Annotated in this window: 12 protein-coding genes; 6 read left to right on the top strand and 6 right to left on the bottom strand. The window is 72.3% G+C overall.

The window, feature by feature from the left end; all coding sequences use genetic code 11:
* The first annotated feature begins 93 nt into the window (after nt 1-93).
* The 3 genes from IO33_RS0129245 (at nt 94) to IO33_RS0129235 (ending at nt 4,220) form a co-directional block, all read left to right on the top strand.
* Nucleotides 94-2,604 carry an ATP-binding protein gene (locus tag IO33_RS0129245; RefSeq protein WP_245235913.1) on the top strand — a complete coding sequence of 837 codons (2,511 nt, stop codon included), beginning with the start codon at nt 94-96 and terminating at the stop codon, nt 2,602-2,604.
* Nucleotides 2,605-2,671: 67 nt separating this feature from the next.
* Nucleotides 2,672-3,385, top strand: coding sequence for a FadR/GntR family transcriptional regulator (locus tag IO33_RS0129240; RefSeq protein WP_031170411.1), 714 nt, complete (start codon nt 2,672-2,674; stop codon nt 3,383-3,385).
* A gap of 1 nt (nt 3,386) precedes the next feature.
* The gene (locus IO33_RS0129235) at nt 3,387-4,220 is read left to right on the top strand and encodes a sterol desaturase family protein (protein WP_031170409.1); all 834 of its coding nucleotides are present in this window, start codon (nt 3,387-3,389) and stop codon (nt 4,218-4,220) included.
* Nucleotides 4,221-4,385: 165 nt separating this feature from the next.
* Here IO33_RS0129235 and IO33_RS0129225 read toward each other — a convergent pair whose 3' ends face one another.
* Together IO33_RS0129225 and IO33_RS51785 are read right to left on the bottom strand one after the other, a co-directional pair.
* Complete coding sequence (locus IO33_RS0129225) at nt 4,386-5,054, bottom strand: peptidoglycan DD-metalloendopeptidase family protein (protein WP_031170407.1); 669 nt, start codon at nt 5,052-5,054, stop codon at nt 4,386-4,388.
* Between the two features lie 9 nt (nt 5,055-5,063).
* On the bottom strand, nt 5,064-5,780 hold the full coding sequence (locus IO33_RS51785; RefSeq protein WP_209438932.1) for a peptidoglycan-binding protein: 717 nt from the start codon (nt 5,778-5,780) through the stop codon (nt 5,064-5,066).
* A 367-nt stretch (nt 5,781-6,147) separates the two neighbouring features.
* Here IO33_RS51785 and IO33_RS0129215 point away from each other — a divergent pair, with 367 nt between their 5' ends.
* Complete coding sequence (locus IO33_RS0129215; protein WP_051927022.1) at nt 6,148-6,918, top strand: AfsR/SARP family transcriptional regulator; 771 nt, start codon at nt 6,148-6,150, stop codon at nt 6,916-6,918.
* Nucleotides 6,919-7,080: 162 nt separating this feature from the next.
* Here the strand turns inward: IO33_RS0129215 and IO33_RS0129210 are convergent, their stop codons facing one another.
* Nucleotides 7,081-7,266, bottom strand: coding sequence for a hypothetical protein (locus tag IO33_RS0129210; RefSeq protein ID WP_157857921.1), 186 nt, complete (start codon nt 7,264-7,266; stop codon nt 7,081-7,083).
* A gap of 170 nt (nt 7,267-7,436) precedes the next feature.
* Here IO33_RS0129210 and IO33_RS46090 point away from each other — a divergent pair, with 170 nt between their 5' ends.
* Nucleotides 7,437-10,838 (top strand): LodA/GoxA family CTQ-dependent oxidase, encoded by a 3,402-nt coding sequence (locus IO33_RS46090; protein WP_051927021.1) that lies wholly within the window; start codon nt 7,437-7,439, stop codon nt 10,836-10,838.
* Nucleotides 10,839-10,878: 40 nt separating this feature from the next.
* Nucleotides 10,879-12,087: an NAD(P)/FAD-dependent oxidoreductase gene (locus tag IO33_RS0129200; protein ID WP_051927020.1), complete on the top strand. Its 1,209-nt coding sequence runs from the start codon at nt 10,879-10,881 to the stop codon at nt 12,085-12,087.
* Here the strand turns inward: IO33_RS0129200 and IO33_RS46085 are convergent.
* Genes IO33_RS46085 through IO33_RS0129185 form a run of 3 tightly spaced genes read right to left on the bottom strand, consistent with a single transcriptional unit; the run spans nt 11,999 to nt 15,920 of the window.
* A complete protein-coding gene (locus tag IO33_RS46085; RefSeq protein ID WP_051927019.1) occupies nt 11,999-12,889 on the bottom strand; it encodes an RICIN domain-containing protein in 891 nt (296 codons plus the stop codon). The genes IO33_RS0129200 and IO33_RS46085 overlap by 89 nt on opposite strands.
* Before the next feature lie 34 nt (nt 12,890-12,923).
* Nucleotides 12,924-13,691 (bottom strand): T-complex 10 C-terminal domain-containing protein, encoded by a 768-nt coding sequence (locus IO33_RS0129190; protein ID WP_031170398.1) that lies wholly within the window; start codon nt 13,689-13,691, stop codon nt 12,924-12,926.
* Nucleotides 13,692-13,742: 51 nt separating this feature from the next.
* Nucleotides 13,743-15,920, bottom strand: coding sequence for a hypothetical protein (locus tag IO33_RS0129185; protein ID WP_031170396.1), 2,178 nt, complete (start codon nt 15,918-15,920; stop codon nt 13,743-13,745).
* Between the last annotated feature and the right edge of the window lie 8 nt (nt 15,921-15,928).

The following is a 15,928-nucleotide window of genomic DNA, read 5'->3' as shown; positions in this document are numbered from 1 at the left end:
TGGCCGGCCCTGCCACGGTGCCGGCCATCGCACGCGTCACGGCGGGCGCTCCGGTCCGGCCGAGGCCGACCGGCGCGGCTCTCGCAGGGAGACATGGCCGAAGGCGATGGTTTCGTTCCGGGGCGGTACGGCCAGGAATCGGGGATGGGCCGGAGTCGAACATGTGAGCTGTGCGGTGCGGCACTGATCGTGCGGCCGCACGGGGGCCGGCCGGCTCGGTACTGCTCCAGCGCCTGCCGGCAGCGGGCGCTGCGCCGGCGGGCGGCCGCGGGCGTCGCGCCCGCGGTCCCGACGGCCGGCGGGAGCGTCCTGCCGTCGGCGCTCGACTCCTTCGTCGGCCGGCAGCGCGAGCTGTCGGACCTGCGCCCCCTCCTGAGGAGCACGCGTCTGCTCACGCTGACCGGCGCCGGAGGCGTGGGCAAGACGCGGCTGGCGCTCGAGTTCGCGAAGGGGTTACCGAAGCGTTTCGCACGGGCCGACCTCGTGGAACTCGCCTCGCTCCAGGACGGCGCACTGCTGACGCAGACCCTGGCCGCCGCGCTGGGGGTGGGCGAACGAGCGGGCCGGACCGGCGTCGACGTGCTGGTCCGGGCGATCGGCGACACCTCACGGGTGCTGATTCTGGACAACTGCGAGCATCTGGCGGAGCCGTGCGCCCGGCTCGCGGCGACCCTGCTGGTCCGGTGCCCCCGGCTGCGGATCCTGGCCACCAGCCGGGAGGCGCTGAGGGTGCCCGGAGAGACCGTGTTCCGGGTCGGCGAGCTGTCCCTGCCGCCGGCCGACGCCGGAGACGATGTGACAGCCCTCCTGCGGTCCGAGGCGGTACGGCTCTTCGTCGACCGCGCCGCGAGCGACTCCCCGGGATTCACGCTCCATCGCGGCAACGGCCATCTGGTGGCCGAGATCTGCCGGCGCCTCGACGGCCTGGCGCTCGCCGTCGAACTCGTGGCCCGCCACGTCGGCGCGCTCGCGCTGAGCGACATCCTGGCCGGGCTGGAAGACCAGTTCTCGCAGCTGGACCTGCTGACCGGGGGCAGCAGAACCGGGCCGGCACGCCACAGCGGGCTCGCCGCAGCGGTCGACTGGAGCCACCGGCTGCTGGATCCGGCCGAGCAGGCGGTCTTCCGGCGTCTTTCGGTCCTGGTCGGCGGGTTCGACACGACCGCCGCGCAAACAGTCTGCACCGGTGACGGCATAGCCCGGCGGCAGGTCTTCCGCATCCTGTGCGCCCTGGAAGCCAAGTCGCTCGTCGTCCGTCTGCCCGGAGAGGGAACGCCCACGCGTTTCCGGCAGTTGAGTGCCATCCGCGTCTGCGCCCTGGAGCGTCTGCGCGCATCCGGCGAGCTGCACGCCACCCTGCGCCGCGCGTTCGCGTGGCTGACCGAGCTCGCCGGGCGGTGCCGCGGGGAGGTGTTCGCCGACCAGGCCGGCAGCCCGCTCGCGGTGGAGCGGGACAACCTCGCCTCGGTGCTGGCCTGCGGCGCCGGCCACGGCGACGCCGTACGGGCGCGGCTGACCCTGGAGCTGGCGCGTGTGCACTACCAGCAGGAGCAGCCCTCGGCCGCCCGTGCGCTGCTCACCGGCCTCCTGCGGGGAGCCGGGGGCCGGGCGCCAGGTGGGCAGGTGCCCGCGCTCGCCGCACGCGTGGCCTGTCAGCAGGCCGATCCGGACGAGGCGCTGCGCCTGGGCGAGCAGGCGGTGCGGAGCGAGCGGATGCGCCGGGACGCCGCAGGACTGGCCAACGCCCTGGACGCCCGGGCGGCGGCGCGACTGTGCCGCGGGGAGTTCGCCGAGGCCGTCGCGGACCTGAGGGAGTGCCTGGAGATCGTCGCCTCCTCCGGCAGCCCTCAGGACACCGCCTGGTGCACCCATCACCTGGCCTGGGCGCTGCTCCAGGCCGGCGGGGAACTGGAGGCCGACGAACTGATGTCACGGTGCCTGCCCGTGCTGAGGCAGCAGGCACCGTGGCCCCGGACCGCGGCCGCGCTGCACACCGCGGGTGCCGTACGGCTGGCCCTGGGGCGTCTGCGCAGCGCCGAGACTCTGTTCGCCGAGGTGCTGCGGATCGCCCCGGAGGCCAGCTTCCATGCCCTGTACCCCGTGGAGGGCTTGGCCCTCGTGGCCGCGGAGAGCGGCGACATGCAGCGTGCGCTGCGGCTGTACGAGGCGAGCGCGCAGGCGCGGCGCCGCCTGGACACCGAGCCGGAGGCTCCGTGGCGGCACAGGATGGAACAGGCGGCGGCGCGGGCCCGGACACGGCTGTCGGCGGCGGCGCAGGAGGCCGCCGTCGCCGGTGCCCGTGGGCTGCGCGGAGAGCGGCTGGTCGCGTACGCGCTCGGCGCGGGAGGAGGCGAGGAGCGCACGGGCGGCCATGTCCGGGCCACCGGCCAGCGGATCCTGCTCACCGCGAGGGAGTCCACGGTGGCCGGACTCGTCGCGGAAGGGCTGACCAACCGTCAGATCGCGGACCGGCTGGGCCTTTCGATCCACACGGTCGCCACGCACCTGGACAAGATCCGCGACAAGCTGGGCCTGCGCTCTCGCACCCAGATCGCGGTGTGGGCAGCCGCGCGGACCGACGGCGGGCGCACGGTTCCGCGGTGAGCACCGGGAACCGAAATACTGGTCCAACCAGTTGACCAGCGAGCCGGTCGCCGTCACCCTGAGCGCCATGAATGAGGGACTCATCCGGCGCGAGGCGGTCTCCGACCAGCTCTTCGCCGTGCTGCGCGACAGGATCCTCGGCGGGGAACTGCCGGCCGGTGCCGCGCTCACCGCCGAACGGGCTTTGGCCGCGGAGTTCGGGGTGAACCGGCATGCCGTCCGGGAGGCGGTCAAGCGGCTCCAGCAGGCGCGGCTGGTCGAGGTCAGCCACGGCGGCCGCACGCTCGTCCTGGACTGGCGGCACACCGCCGGTCTCGACCTCGCCATGGGCATCGCGGCGGCCGACGCCGGGCCCTCGGTGGAGGACCTCGCCCGCGACGCCCTGGAGATGCGGGCGTGCATCGGCGCCGACGCGGCACGGCTGTGCGCGATCCGGTGCTCCGAGGACACCGCCGGCAGGATCGTCGAGGCCGCGGGCCGGTACGCGCACACCGGGCCCGACCTGACCGAGCTGGCCGACGCGGACGTCGCCTGGTGGCGGCTGATCGTGCAGGGTTCCGGGAACGTCGCCTACCTGCTGGCCTTCAACAGCCTGGTGGGCGGCACGTTCCCGGTCGCCGACGTGCCGGACGACCTGCGGACCGCGGAACTCCTCGACGTCGAAGCGCATCAGCGGCTGGCGGCACACATCGCGGCTCGCGAGTCCGAGGCGGCCGAACGGCTGGCGCGCGAGCTGCTGTCCCGCAGCGTGCCGGCGACACCGCGCGAGGTGGTGCGCTGACATGATCCCCGCCGTGGTCTACGCGATACCCGCGTTCGTGCTCCTGGTCGTCGTCGAGGCGCTTTCCTACCGCTTCCTCCCGGACGACGACGAACGCGGCTACGAGCTGCGCGACACCGTCACCAGCATGTCCATGGGCGCCGGAAGCCAGGTCGTCGCGATGCCCTGGAAGGCGGTGACGATCGTGCTGTACGCGGCGGTCTTCGCCGTCGCCCCCTGGCGTCTGTCGCCGTCCTCCGCGTGGACGTGGGTCCTGCTCCTCTTCGGCGACGACCTGGCGTACTACGCCTTCCACCGCGCCCACCACCGGGTGCGGGTGCTGTGGGCGAGCCATGTGGTCCACCACTCCAGCCTCCGCTTCAACCTCTCCACGGCCCTGCGCCAGAGCTGGACGCCGATGACGGGCCTGCCGTTCTGGCTGCCGCTGGCGCTGCTCGGCATCCCGCCGTGGATGATCCTGCTCCAGCAGGCCTTCAGCCTCGTCTACCAGTTCTTCCTGCACACCGAGCGGGTGGAGAGGCTGTGGCGGCCGGTGGAGTGGTTCTTCAACACGCCCTCCCACCACCGCGTCCACCACGGCTCGAACGACATCTACCTGGACCGCAACTACGGCGGCATCCTCATCGTCTGGGACCGGCTCTTCGGCACGTTCGAACCGGAGGGCGTGCGGGTGGTGTACGGCCTGACGAAGAACATCGGCACCCACAACCCGGTGCGGGTGGCCTTCCACGAGTTCGCGGCCGCCTGGCGTGACGTCCGCGCGGCGCGGCGCTGGCGCGACCGCGCCGGGTACCTGTTCGGGCCGCCCGGCTGGGCACCCGGGGCGGACGGCTGACGTGCCGCCGCTGATCGCCGCCTCCCGCGCGGGCGCCCTGCGCCAATCGCGTTCCCGCCGCCGGCTGTGCGCCGCCCATCTCGCCGTCACCCGCGATCTCCGCGCGATCACGGCGGTCACAGAGCGCTGAGGCAGGACAGGATCTGCCGCGCGTTCAGGGGAGGTTCAGTAGGAGGGCTTCGCCACACTGCCGTAGGCCCACGTGGGGCCCTTGGACATCTCGAAGTGCAGATGCGGTCCGGTGGAGTTGCCCGTGGTGCCGACCCGGCCGAGCTGCTGCCCGGCGCTGACCTTCTGGCCGGCCGCCACCTGCCGCTGCGAGAGGTGGCAGTAGGTGTACACGTGACCGTTGTCCGCCGCCAGACCGATCCACTGGCCGTACGCCCCGCCTTCGCCGTTGGACCAGGCGATGCTGCCGTTGCGTACGGCGACCACAGGGGTGCCGCTCTGGGCGGCGAAGTCCTGCCCGGTGTGCCGGCCGACACCGTCCGGCTTCCAGGCGTAGGGCCCGCGCTCGTAGAACTCGAAGGTGACCTTGTGACCCGGCACGGGCGACGCTATCCGTCCTGTGCCGGCGGACGCGCCCTGGCAGTCCACGCTGAAGCCGGCGTGGTGACCGAGGGCCGTGAGGGAGGTGCAGCCGGGTATGCCGTCCGCGTCGGCTCCCGTGAAGCCCTGGGCGAGCTGTTCGGCCCGGTAGGCCGCCTTGGTCTGTTCGCCGAAGTATCCGGTCGCCCCCTCGGGGATCGTGCGGCCGCGGGCGATCAGGGCCTTCTGTACGGTGCGCACGTCCTCGTTCTGCTTGCCGAACTGGACGTTGGACAGGGCCACCATGACGGGCTCCTAGTATCCCTGGGGTGGGCGGTTCGGATCCGCCTGCTGGACCCGGGCGGCGAAGTTGGATCCGGACTGGTCCACGTGGTAGCGGTCGCGGACGTAGTTGATCGTCGCGCACATGCACGCGACCACGTCGTAGGGCGTGGTGGCCGTGCCCGCCTGGTGGTAGGCGGCGAACGTGGCCGGGATGCACTGGGTGGCGCCGCGGGAGCAGTTCAGCGCGTGACCGTCGGCAGCCTTGCTGCCGTGTGCGTTGACGTCCCAGGTGTTGACCCGCTGGCCGGGCGCGTTGTACGCGGACTCGCGGTGGGCGATGGTGGTCAGCGCCGGAACCCCGAACCGGGGGTCCATGCCGGTCAGTTCGCACGCCTTGCGCGCATAGCGCTGCATGGCCGCCTCACCGAAGTCGTCGCCGGGGTCGTGGTAGGTGACCTGGGCGAGACTCAGCCGTCCCGCGCCTTTGGCGGACACGCCGGCGCAGTCGACGGGGAAGCCGATGCTTTTGCCGAGGGCGGTCAGGGAGGCGCAGCCGGGTATGCCGTCGGCGCCGGATCCCGTGAAGCCCTGTGCGCGTTGCTCGGCCTGGTAGGCGGCCTTGGTCTGTTCGCCGAAGTATCCGGTGGCGCCGTCGGGGATCGTGTGGCCTCGGGCGATCAAAGCCTTCTGCACGGTGCGTACGTCCTCGTTCTCCTCGCCGAACTGGACGTTGGCCAGAGAGACCATGATGTTTCGCTTCCCCTCGTCAGTTCCAGCCGGTCACGGTGAGGCGGATCCGCGCGTCCGCCGTGACCGAAGCTAGGGAACCGCCGTCAGCCCGGCGTCACCCCGCCGTCATCGCGGCCGCTGCCGCGGTGCGCGCCGCTTGGCGGAGGGCACCCCGGTGACCAGCGGTATGTCGCCCCTCGGCGTGGTCGTGCGGTGGGTTGCGGAGCGGGAAGCCGGGGCTGAGACTGGTGGGGACAGGCCTCCTGTGAGGTTGTGGACCCCGAAGCCGGACCGACGGATCCCAGCGAGCTGTGGAGCAACGCCGACGGGACGGTACGGCTTTCGAGAGGCGCGCTCACGCGAGACCACGGTGAGTGAGGCGATCATGAACGTGTCTCCCTCCGTCCGGTTGCGGTTGCTCGGCCAGTTCCGGCTGGAGTTCGGAACCGAGAGCGTCGAGCTGTGCCGCAACGGCCAGCGGCTCCTGGCCTTCCTGAGCCTGCGCGAGAGGGCGTCCCGCACGGTCCTCGCCGGCACGCTGTGGCCCGAGGTCACCGAGGAGCACGCCAGGGGCAGCCTGCGGACCACTTTGTGGAAACTCCCGCGGGGTGACACCCCGCTCGTCCGCTGCTGCGCAGACGTACTGCTGGTCACCCCGGCCCTGCGCGTGGACGTCTACGCCCTCACCCGCACGGCCCTCAGCGTCGTCGCGGGCTGCGGCCCACCGCCGTGCTGCCATCCCCCGCTCGGACTCCTCGTCGGGGAGGACCTCCTGCCGGGCTGGGACGAGGACTGGGTGCTGCTGGAGCGCGAGCGCCTGCGGCAACTGCGGTTGCACGCGCTCGACTCGCTGGCGGAAACCCTGATCGAGCAGGGCAGAACCGCACTGGCGATGGAGGCGGCATGGGCCGGCATACGCGCCGAGCCGCTGCGCGAGAGTGCGCACCGGGCCGTCGTGTCCGCGCATCTCGCGGAGGGCAATGTGTGCGAAGCGCTGCGTCACTACGCGGCGTTCCGCAGCTCGTTGAACGACGAACTGGGCGTCGAGCCCTCGCCCCGGTTCACACGCCTGCTCGCCGAGCGGCTGCCGCCGCGCCGCGGCAGGACACCACGAGTGTGTTCCCGGTCCGACCGTGTGACCGACGTCCACGCCTGACGGAAGACCGCCCCACGGACAGAGCGTTTGCGCCCGCGGCCCTTCCGGCCGTCAGGCGTCCAGCACCGTCACGCGCGGACCCGGCCGCCGTATCCCACGGGATTCGGCGCCCGGGTCAGGACCGCGTCCTTGTGCGGGGTCGCGTCCTCGTTTCCGGAGGCGTCAGCCCCGGCCGTACCTCCTCGGCTCGGGAGCGGGCGGTTCCGCCGGCGCGACGGGCTCGGCAGGAGCCTTCTCGGGCGTCTGGCTCTCCTTCTGCTTGCTCGGGATGTCCTGCTTGCGCTGCTTCTGCGTGTCCTTCGCGGACTGTTCGGCGCGCAGGGCTGCCTCGTCCTTGGAATCGGCCACGACGACCACTTCTTTCGCAACGATGGTGTCCGGCTTCGGGATCCCTCCTGCCATTCTAGTCGCCGGGGCGCCCGCCAACCTCTTGAGCCACTGCACCGCACAGGTGACAAACCGTGCCCCGGGCAGGCCGCTCTTCGTGTCGGCCGCAGGAGTCCGGTGAACTGCTGCCTGTGAATCTGGACGACGTCGTACGGTGTGAGATCCATCCGTCCCTCGGCATTGCCCGGGTGGGGAACAGCCCGGCGGAATTCTTCATCGGCCCGGAGGTGCCGGGGGTCCCCCCGCAGCCGGCCGGCGGCTTCAAGGACGGCGAGGGCCGCGTCAAGCGGCAGGCGGCACGCTTCCGTGTCTACGGTTACGCGGCGGACGGCACCGTGCTGGGCGAGCTGACCGCGGAGCACGCCGAGATCTCCTGGACGGTGGAGCTCGCCAACACCAAGGCCGCCTGGTTCAAGTTCGTCGGGCGGCACCAGGACGGGACGGAAGGCGGGGGAGCACGGGACCCGAGGGCCCGCCGCAACCAGGCCGTCGACGTCGACGACCCCGAGGCCCGCTCCCGGCTCGCCGTCAGACCCGGCCCCCGCACCGTCACCGGGCCGGGCCGGTCGGGCCCCGGCGGGCGATTCGACACCGGCACGTTCCTCGGCCGACCGGTACCGCTGGGAGAGCTGCGCACCGACGACGACGGCCGGCTGCTCGTCCTGGGCGGCTTCGGCCATTCCGGCACCACCCGGCCGGACAACCCGGTCGTCCATTTCGCCAACAACGACTTCTGGTACGACGACGTGTCCGACGGGCCCGTCCACGCCAGCGTCACCTTGCGGAACGGGGGCGAGCCGCTGCGGGCACAGCCGGCCTGGGTCCTGGTCACACCGCCCGACTTCTCCCCCCACACGGAGAACCTCGTCACGCTCTACGACGTGATCGCCGAGGCCCAGCGGTACGAGCAGCCCGACTCCGTCTCCTTCACGCGGGACATCCATCCGATCCTGCGCCGCGTCAGCGACTACCAGTGGGTGAACGCCGCCGCGCTGCGCGGCCACGGCGAGGGGGAGCCCGGTCACTTCCTCGCCCCCGCGTTCCTCGGGCAGCTGGCGTCGAACGGCCCCGGGACGGCCGAGCTGCGCCGGTCGGTCTTCCGGCGGCTGCGCGGCCCCGGTGCCGGGGTCGCCGAGGCCACCTCCGTGTACATGCCCCAGCTCGCCGGCGATGACGGAGAACCCCTGGACGGCAGGCCGGGCAGATGGATGTCCCTGCTGCCCGGACAGTACGAGAGGATGCGCCGCTGGGCGGAGGGGGACTTCACCCCCGACTGGACGGGCCGGGCGCCCGACCCGGCGGAGCCCGCCCCCCAGGACGAGCCGCACGCCCTGGTGCGGGCCGCCCTCGAAGCATGCAGCGGGGGGCCGTTCTACCCGGGTATCGAGATGACGTACATCGCCCAGGACCCGGACCTCTGGGCGGGCCCCTTCCGGGTGCGGGAGGACCTGGAGCCCGGCGACCTGACCAAACACATGGCCCTGCCGTGGCAGGCCGACTTCTACGAGTGCAACACCCACTGGTGGCCCGCCCAGCGGCCCGACGACGTCTATCCCGAGACGCTCTTCCTCTCCCTGGTCCGCGCGGCGGGCGAGCAGGCCGCCCGGAGCATCGGCCCGACCCCGTACCGCCGGCCGTGGGCGCGCGGCGTCGGGCAGCAGATCGTCCGCAAGCCGAAGCCGGCCCGCATGGCCGGGGAGAGCGACACCGCCTACGACAAGAGGGTGGACGACCGGTGGAGACGGATGCGCGCGCACGCCGGTGCCCAGGACATGGTCGGGCAGTGGAGCCGGCTCGGCTTCGTCGTGGCCCGGCAGGCACCCGACGGCAGCCGTGTCCTGGTGGAAACGGAACGCGCCGACCAGGTCGGCCTCAGCCACCGCGAATGGTTCTACGCACTGCAGCATCCCGACCGCTTCCCCGACCAGGTCAAGGCCTCCCGGGCGTTCGCCCAGTCGTTCCTCGCCGAGGCCGTGGCCGTCCAGCACGATCCCACCGCACCCCAGACGCTGCGGCCGTTCCGCTACACGCAGGAGAGCCTGGAGGAGCGGCTGGACCTGATCTACAGCCGGCTGGCGCAGGACGCCGAGGCGTACGATCCGGCCGACCCGGACGTCGAGCAGGTGTTCCGCACCCGGGACTCGGTCCTCGAACGGGTCAAACAGATGGCGCCCTTCAACCTCCTGGACGGGGTGTGGCTGCGGCACCTCACGGAGGCCAAACCCATGGACGACGTCCGCGGCCTGCTGTTCTCGATCTGGAAGGAGGAGGTGGGCGACGGCAATCCGGCACTGAACCACTCCACCCTCTACCAGACCCTGCTGCAGCAACTCGGCATCCACCTGCCGCCTGTGGACTCCTACGCCTTCACCACCAGGACCGACCTGCTCGACTCCGCGTTCACCGTCCCGGCGTTCGAGCTGGCGATCTCCTGCCATCCCGAGGCGTTCTTCCCGGAACTGCTCGGCATGACGCTGTTCCTGGAGTGGGAGGTGCTGGGCGTCGTGCCCATGGCGAAACTGATGGACCACCACGGCATCGACTCCCGCTTCTTCCGTATGCACATCGGCATCGACAACGCAGCGGACGGACACGGCGCCCGCGCGCGTGACGCCGTCATGCGCTACCTCGACCAGCTGCACACCCTCGGCGGGGAGGAGGCCGTCCAACGCCAGTGGGAGCGCATCTGGAACGGGTACGTGGCCTTCGCGGTCACCGGCAACCTCGGCGAGGAACTGGTCGCGCACCTGAAGTCACCGCCCACGCCCGAGGAGAGCCTGCTGCGCATGATCAGGGACAAGGCTCCACGGGCCGCCCTCAACCACGAGAAGAGGATGCTCGCGGGCAGCTACCTCAACGACTGGTTCGCCGATCCCGAGGGCCTCCTCGCGGCGCTGACCGCCTCGGAGTGGATCGTCCCCGGGGATCCGGCAGGGAGCCCCCTCTTCCGCCTCTTCCGCTGGAACGGCCCCATGTACAAGGTGTTCGACGAGGAGGAGACCGAGGTGTGGCGGGAGTGGATCCGCTCGCTCGCCGAGGAACCGGCCGAGCGGCGCGCCTACTCCCCGCTCGAGGCCGTCCTCCTCCTGGCCGACGCCGTACGGACACGACCGGACGGTCTCCTCTCCGACAGCCGAACCCTGGTCGGCCCCCAGCCGGGCAACCCGGACCGGCTCGTCGAGCGGCCGGTCGCCTGGTGGTGCCTCCAGCCGGCCCCCGCGCTGCTCGCGGCGCTGACACATCCCGCGAACACGACGGACGGCACGGGCGACGACGGCCCGCCGACGGCCCCGGCGGCCGCCGCGGACTTCCTCCATGAGTTCTTCGCCTCGGCGGACGCCACCCGGCTCGCCCGTGACCTGCCGGTCTCGCGGACGGTGCGGCAGATCGTGCACGACTGGGTGGAGGCCGGCTGCCCGCTCCCCGACACCGGGGCTCCGGACACGCGCGTGAGCCTGTCGACGATCCAGCCCGTGCCCGAACCCGACAGCCCGCTGCGACTGCGCATCCAGGGCATGGGCGGCATCCATTGACCCGGACAGGGCACCGAGCGGGCGCTGGAGGCGGCACACCATGACCCGGCCGCGGAACAGCCCGGACGTCCTGGTCGCCGGAGGCGGCCCCGCAGGGGTGGCCGCAGCCCTCACCCTGGCGTCACGGGGCGCCGACGTCGTCCTCGTCCATTCCGCCCCGGCGGCGGGACGGCGCGTCCCTGAGAGCCTGTCACCCCTGGCACGGCCCCTGCTGCAGGGCCTCGGCGTGCTGGACCGGCTGCCTTCGGAATGCCACGCGCCCTGCTACGGCAACCAGTCGTCCTGGGGCGGGCCGGCCCTGACGGCCTCCGACTTCCTCCACGGGCCCTACAGAACCGGCTGGCACGTGGACCGCGCACCGTTCGACGCGGCGCTGCGCCGGGCGGCCCGTGCGGCGGGCGTGCGGCTGCACGCCGGCGGTGTCCGGTCGGTGGCCCGGCACGGCGGCCGGTGGCAGGCGACCGTGTCCGGGACGGTGATGACCGCCCCGTACCTCGTCGATGCCACAGGAGCGCGGGCGCGGCTCGCCCGCCGGCTCGGCGCACGGGTGGTGCACACCGACCACCTGGTGGCCGTGGCGGCCGAGGTGCCGGTCGCCGTGCCGGGACATGACGGCCCGTACGGCGCGCGGAACGGCCCCGAACGCACGTCGCTCGTGGAGTCCACGCCGTTCGGCTGGTGGTACACGGCGCCCCTGCCGTGCGGGCGGCACGTCGTCATGGCCGTGACGGACGCGGATCTGGTGGCCGGTGCGGGACTGCGGACACCGCAAGGCTGGTGGGCCGCACTGGCCGCCACCCGGCACGTGCGTGCCCGGGCGGCCGCTCACCGCACCACCGCACCGCACGCTCTGCGGGTGCTGCCTGCCGGCACCTCGCGCACGCTGCCCCCCGCCGGTCCGGGCTGGGTGGCGGCCGGGGACGCGGCCGCCGTGACCGATCCCGTCGCCGCGCGCGGCATCACCTACGCCCTGGCGACGGGGATCGCGGCAGCCACCGCACTGACCGAGGAGGCCGACGGCGATCCGCGGGCCCAGGGCCGCTACGCGGCGCTGGTGGGCGCGGTGCATGACGAGTTCCTGAGCGCCCGAGCCACCTGCTATCGCGCGGAGGAGCGATGGGACACCCCCTTCTGGACACGCCGTCGCACCCCGGCGGGCGTCACTGGACGGGCACCAGGCGCCACCCCTGGTTCTTCCCGTCGAGACACGTCCACTGCTCCAGGTACGCGCCGGGAGCCGGCGCGATGAAGAGCGGATTGTGCGCCGTCAGGCACTTGTTGCTGTGCCGCGAACGCAGCTGCCAGTACCCGTCCTTCTGCGTCCACAAGGACCACACGGCGCCTTCCGACCAGTCGCAGTCACCCATGACGACACGGTTGCCGTTGTTCTGCCCGGCCTGGGCCACGGTCAGGCACCGGCCCGACGCCCGGTCCCGGACCTGGAAGGCGTTCTCGTGCGCCTTCAGGTCTCCGCGCCGCACGAACTGGAACCGCTGGGAGTCCGTGTCGTTGGCGCGGGCGACCTTGGTGCCCGTCGCGTCCTCGACCGGCGCACCCTGCGCGTCGATCACCAGCCCGCCTCCGGTCGCGTCCGCGTTCGGCGTCGGGCTCGCGGCAGCCGGCCGCCCGGCGATCGTGTACGTCGTGTCGGGGTAGAGGAAGGGATGGGCGTTGCCCCCGTCCGACCGCGCGGTGGCGGTCCAGCGGTCGGGGGCCTCACTGTTGTCCTGCCAGGCCTGCGAGCGGACCTCCGGATCGACGCACGTGAGGTCGTCCGGGGTGCCTTCGCGCCAGACCCAGCCCTGCAGACAGGTCGCGGGTCCGTAGGGACCGCCGTCGGGACTGCGCCGCTCATCGGCGTGGCTGTTGTCCTCGACCACCTGGTCGTGGACCGCCGGGTCGACACAGACGTGGTCCTCGGGCGTCGCCAGACGCCACACATACCCCTCCACACAGGAGTCCGGTCCCTGGGGCGTCGCTCCCTGCGCGGTACCGAGGCCGGCCGCCGCCAGGACAAGCGCGGCGATCACCGCGACACGGTGCCTGGTCACGGGGCACCTCCTTGGTCCGAGCGTGCCGTCGCCGTCACGCTTCCGTCATTCCGGTGTCGGGCCACATCAGTGTGAGGTGGTCCGCGTAGAACTCGTCGTCGTTCTTGCGGCAGGCGGTGACCCAGATCTCGTTGAGGGTCCGGCGCGGGTCGCTGCCCAGGTAGGCGGTGCGCAAAAGGACCCGGTTCCGCAGGGCCGAGCCGGCGGCTCCGTCGGCCAGCTGCCCGGCCGCGGTACGGACGCCTTCGGCGAAGCGTGTCTGCTTCTCCTGAACCGTCTCCGGGGAGTCGAGCGAGTAGGGCCCCTGAGGATAGACGGGCTCGCCCATGTCCAGGGCGCCGTACATGAGTCCGTAGCAGTAGCCCATCGTGCCGTAGGCGCGGGGCGCGGAGTCCAGCGCGTGCCAGATCTCCAGGGCCATGCTGATCGGCGCGAACATGGCGTTGATCGGCTCGACGAGGGCCAGCGCGCCCTCGGCGTTCGCCAGGACCAGCGCCGCCTCCAGGACGCCGGTGATCACGTGGACCCCGCTCTCGACCTCCCCGCAGGTCACCACGGGCTGCTCGGTCACGGGCGGGGCGGGCAGCGGGTTGCCGGTGTCGGGATCCAGCGGTGTGCCGTACCGGTCGTTGAAGGTGCGCGTTCCGTCCGGGTAGGTGTTCAGCACCCTTCCGTCCGGGAACGTGCGCATGGTGGAACCGTCGGCGTAGCCGACTTCGGTCGTGCCGTCGGACCACGTCGTCGTCGACGTACCGTCCCCGTTGTCCACGGTGGTGGAGCCGTCGGCATTGGTCACTGTCATCGCGTCTCTCCTGTTCCTGCGTGTCCTGCTCCGGCACCGTGGTGACTGCTTTCAGGTCACCGGAGTGACGAGCAGGTTCCGTCCCACCACCGACTCCCACGGGGAGAAGGGCCCGGTGCCCTTGGTCGCGACGTTGCGCCGCCGGTACTCGAACTTCGGCTGGTCCGGGTGCAGATCCGCGACCAGGTCCGAGAACCCGAACGGGATGTCGCTGGTCGCCTCGGGCGCGTCCCGGGTGAGGCTCACGGTGACCGCCTCGGCGCTGCCCCGCCTCATCTCGACGTCGATGCCGAACACGTCGGCCAGCTCGGGCGGAAGGGTCTCCGGGTGCTTGAGCTGGTAGCTGCTCACGTTCACGTGGGCCACCAGGCCGGTGGACGTGCCCAGTTCGTGCACGCGCTCCAGCATGACGGCGGGATCGATCTTCACCGTGACCCCGGTGTAGTCGAGGGCCAGCGAGCTGACCAGGCGCGGATCGACGGGTTCGGCCTCGGTCTGGGTGAGCCGGAGCAGCACCTCACCGTTTCCCACCGGCGGGTTGGCGGGCGGCTGGAACGCGGGCGCGCCCGCGGGGGTGGCCGGCGCAGCCTCGGCGGGGGGCTGCACCGGCGCCGCGTCGGGCCCGCCCAGGGAGAACGACGCGGGGGTGGCCGCCGCGCGGGCGCGGTCGACCGGTACGCCGGTGAGCGGGTCGTTCACGAGCAAGGCCGCCACCACCCCCGAGACGTCGGCCCGCACGGCGCTCGGGGAGCGCACCTTGGCGTAGAACGGCGGAGTCCAGCCGGCCGGCCAGCTGGCGGCATCCGGGAAGGGGGCGGTGATCTGTTCCGTGGTGAGGAAACCGTCGTCGGGCTGGTCGAGCCGTATCCTCACCGGCACGTCGCGCTGTTCCTTCGCCGTGTCGTCGTCGGGCGACCTGCGCAGGCTGAGCACGACCCGGCCCTCGATCCCGGTGGCCGTGCCGGACGCCGGTGCGAGCAACCGCGCCAGCAGCGTGTAGTACTCCATGGAGCAGTCCTGCACGAGCTCGAAACCGCGGGCGTCGATCGTGGTGTTCCCGGCCTCCGTGCTGAGTGTCCTGCCTCCCAGGTCCTTGAGCCAGGAGGACTCGTCGAAGGTGGCACCGGCGTAGCCGCCCAGCACCAGTTGCGGGTAGGCGATCCCTTCCACGTCGGCCACGGCCGCGCGCAGGCGCTCCATCGACTGCGGCTCCAGCCAGGGCACCAGTTTGAAGCGCACCCTGATCTTCCACGCCTGGTCCGGGCCGGCGGCGGCGTCCGCTGCCGCGTCCGGCCGCACCAGCAGCACACTCATGGCGGGAGTGCCGCGCTCCAGATCGAAGGCCAGCCGGTACTCGCTGGGCAGGACGAAGTACTGGTTGGGCAGGGGCGACATCTGCCACAGCCCCGCGGGACTGTCCACCCACACGTTGTCCGGGTCGAGCCCCTGGTCCGCGTCGGCGCCGCTCTTGAAGTTCCAGTGGTAGTAGATCGGGCGGTTGGGCTTGTCGGACGTCGGAAGGTAGGCGGCGATCCCCCCGCCCCCCGGGCCGAGCAGCATCGCCGTGCTGGCCACCTCCAGCTGGTCCTCTTCCTCCGGGGCCAGGTCCGGGAGTACCTCACCGGTGAGGGTTTCGGCGTTCCACACCCGGTAGGACAGGGTGCCGTTGACGACGATGGCCGCGTTCATGTCGTTCTGCAGCGTGTCGGCGGCTACGGCGGGATCCACCTCGGCGGCGAGGGCGAGGCGGCGCACGACATGGGGGTCCGGTGCCGGCAGGTCGGTCACCGACGCGAAGGTCACGGTGGACTGCTCATCGGTCGTGGTGAGGAGGGCCGTGAGGTCGCTCAGCGGCATCGGCCGGGCGTCGGCCGGAGCGGTGTCCGGCCGCACCAGGTCGATCCACACCAGCAGGCTCCATCTGCCCAGGTCGTCGGCCTCCAGGAACACCGCGGGTGTCCGCGACCGCTTCGAGCGGGCGGGCAGGGTCGCCACCGGCACGAAGTAGCCGCCGTGGGCCCCCTGCAGGACCTCGCCGGGTTCCTCGGGTGCCGTGGGCACGAGCGGAATCTGGTCGGCTTCCGGCTCGGCCCGCCGGGCCATCAGGTCGTTCAGGAGACCGGGCTGGAAGGTCTCACCGGTCGCGGTCAGGGTCTGTCCGGTGGCGCCCGTGAGCCCGGGATCCAGGTTCCGTGTCTCGAGGTGCGGGGCTCCCGCTTCGTCGCTCATGACGCAGC

Origin of the sequence: Streptomyces durhamensis (assembly GCF_000725475.1) — a bacterium.
GTDB classification, from domain to species: domain Bacteria; phylum Actinomycetota; class Actinomycetes; order Streptomycetales; family Streptomycetaceae; genus Streptomyces; species Streptomyces filipinensis.
The sequence above is the reverse complement of the archived record's forward strand: the minus strand, read 5'-3'. Positions and strand labels throughout refer to the sequence as shown.

Bases quoted from the DNA above. Each gene is read 5' to 3' on its own strand.
- IO33_RS0129245 (WP_245235913.1), top strand. From the start codon at position 94: ATGGCCGAAGGCGATGGTTTCGTTCCGGGGCGGTACGGCCAGGAATCG.
- IO33_RS0129215 (WP_051927022.1), top strand. From the start codon at position 6,148: ATGAACGTGTCTCCCTCCGTCCGGTTGCGGTTGCTCGGCCAGTTCCGG.
- IO33_RS51785 (WP_209438932.1), bottom strand. From the start codon at position 5,780: ATGGTCTCTCTGGCCAACGTCCAGTTCGGCGAGGAGAACGAGGACGTA.
- IO33_RS0129240 (WP_031170411.1), top strand. From the start codon at position 2,672: ATGAATGAGGGACTCATCCGGCGCGAGGCGGTCTCCGACCAGCTCTTC.
- IO33_RS0129200 (WP_051927020.1), top strand. From the start codon at position 10,879: ATGACCCGGCCGCGGAACAGCCCGGACGTCCTGGTCGCCGGAGGCGGC.
- IO33_RS0129225 (WP_031170407.1), bottom strand. From the start codon at position 5,054: ATGGTGGCCCTGTCCAACGTCCAGTTCGGCAAGCAGAACGAGGACGTG.
- IO33_RS0129185 (WP_031170396.1), bottom strand. From the start codon at position 15,920: ATGAGCGACGAAGCGGGAGCCCCGCACCTCGAGACACGGAACCTGGAT.
- IO33_RS0129190 (WP_031170398.1), bottom strand. From the start codon at position 13,691: ATGACAGTGACCAATGCCGACGGCTCCACCACCGTGGACAACGGGGAC.
- IO33_RS0129235 (WP_031170409.1), top strand. From the start codon at position 3,387: ATGATCCCCGCCGTGGTCTACGCGATACCCGCGTTCGTGCTCCTGGTC.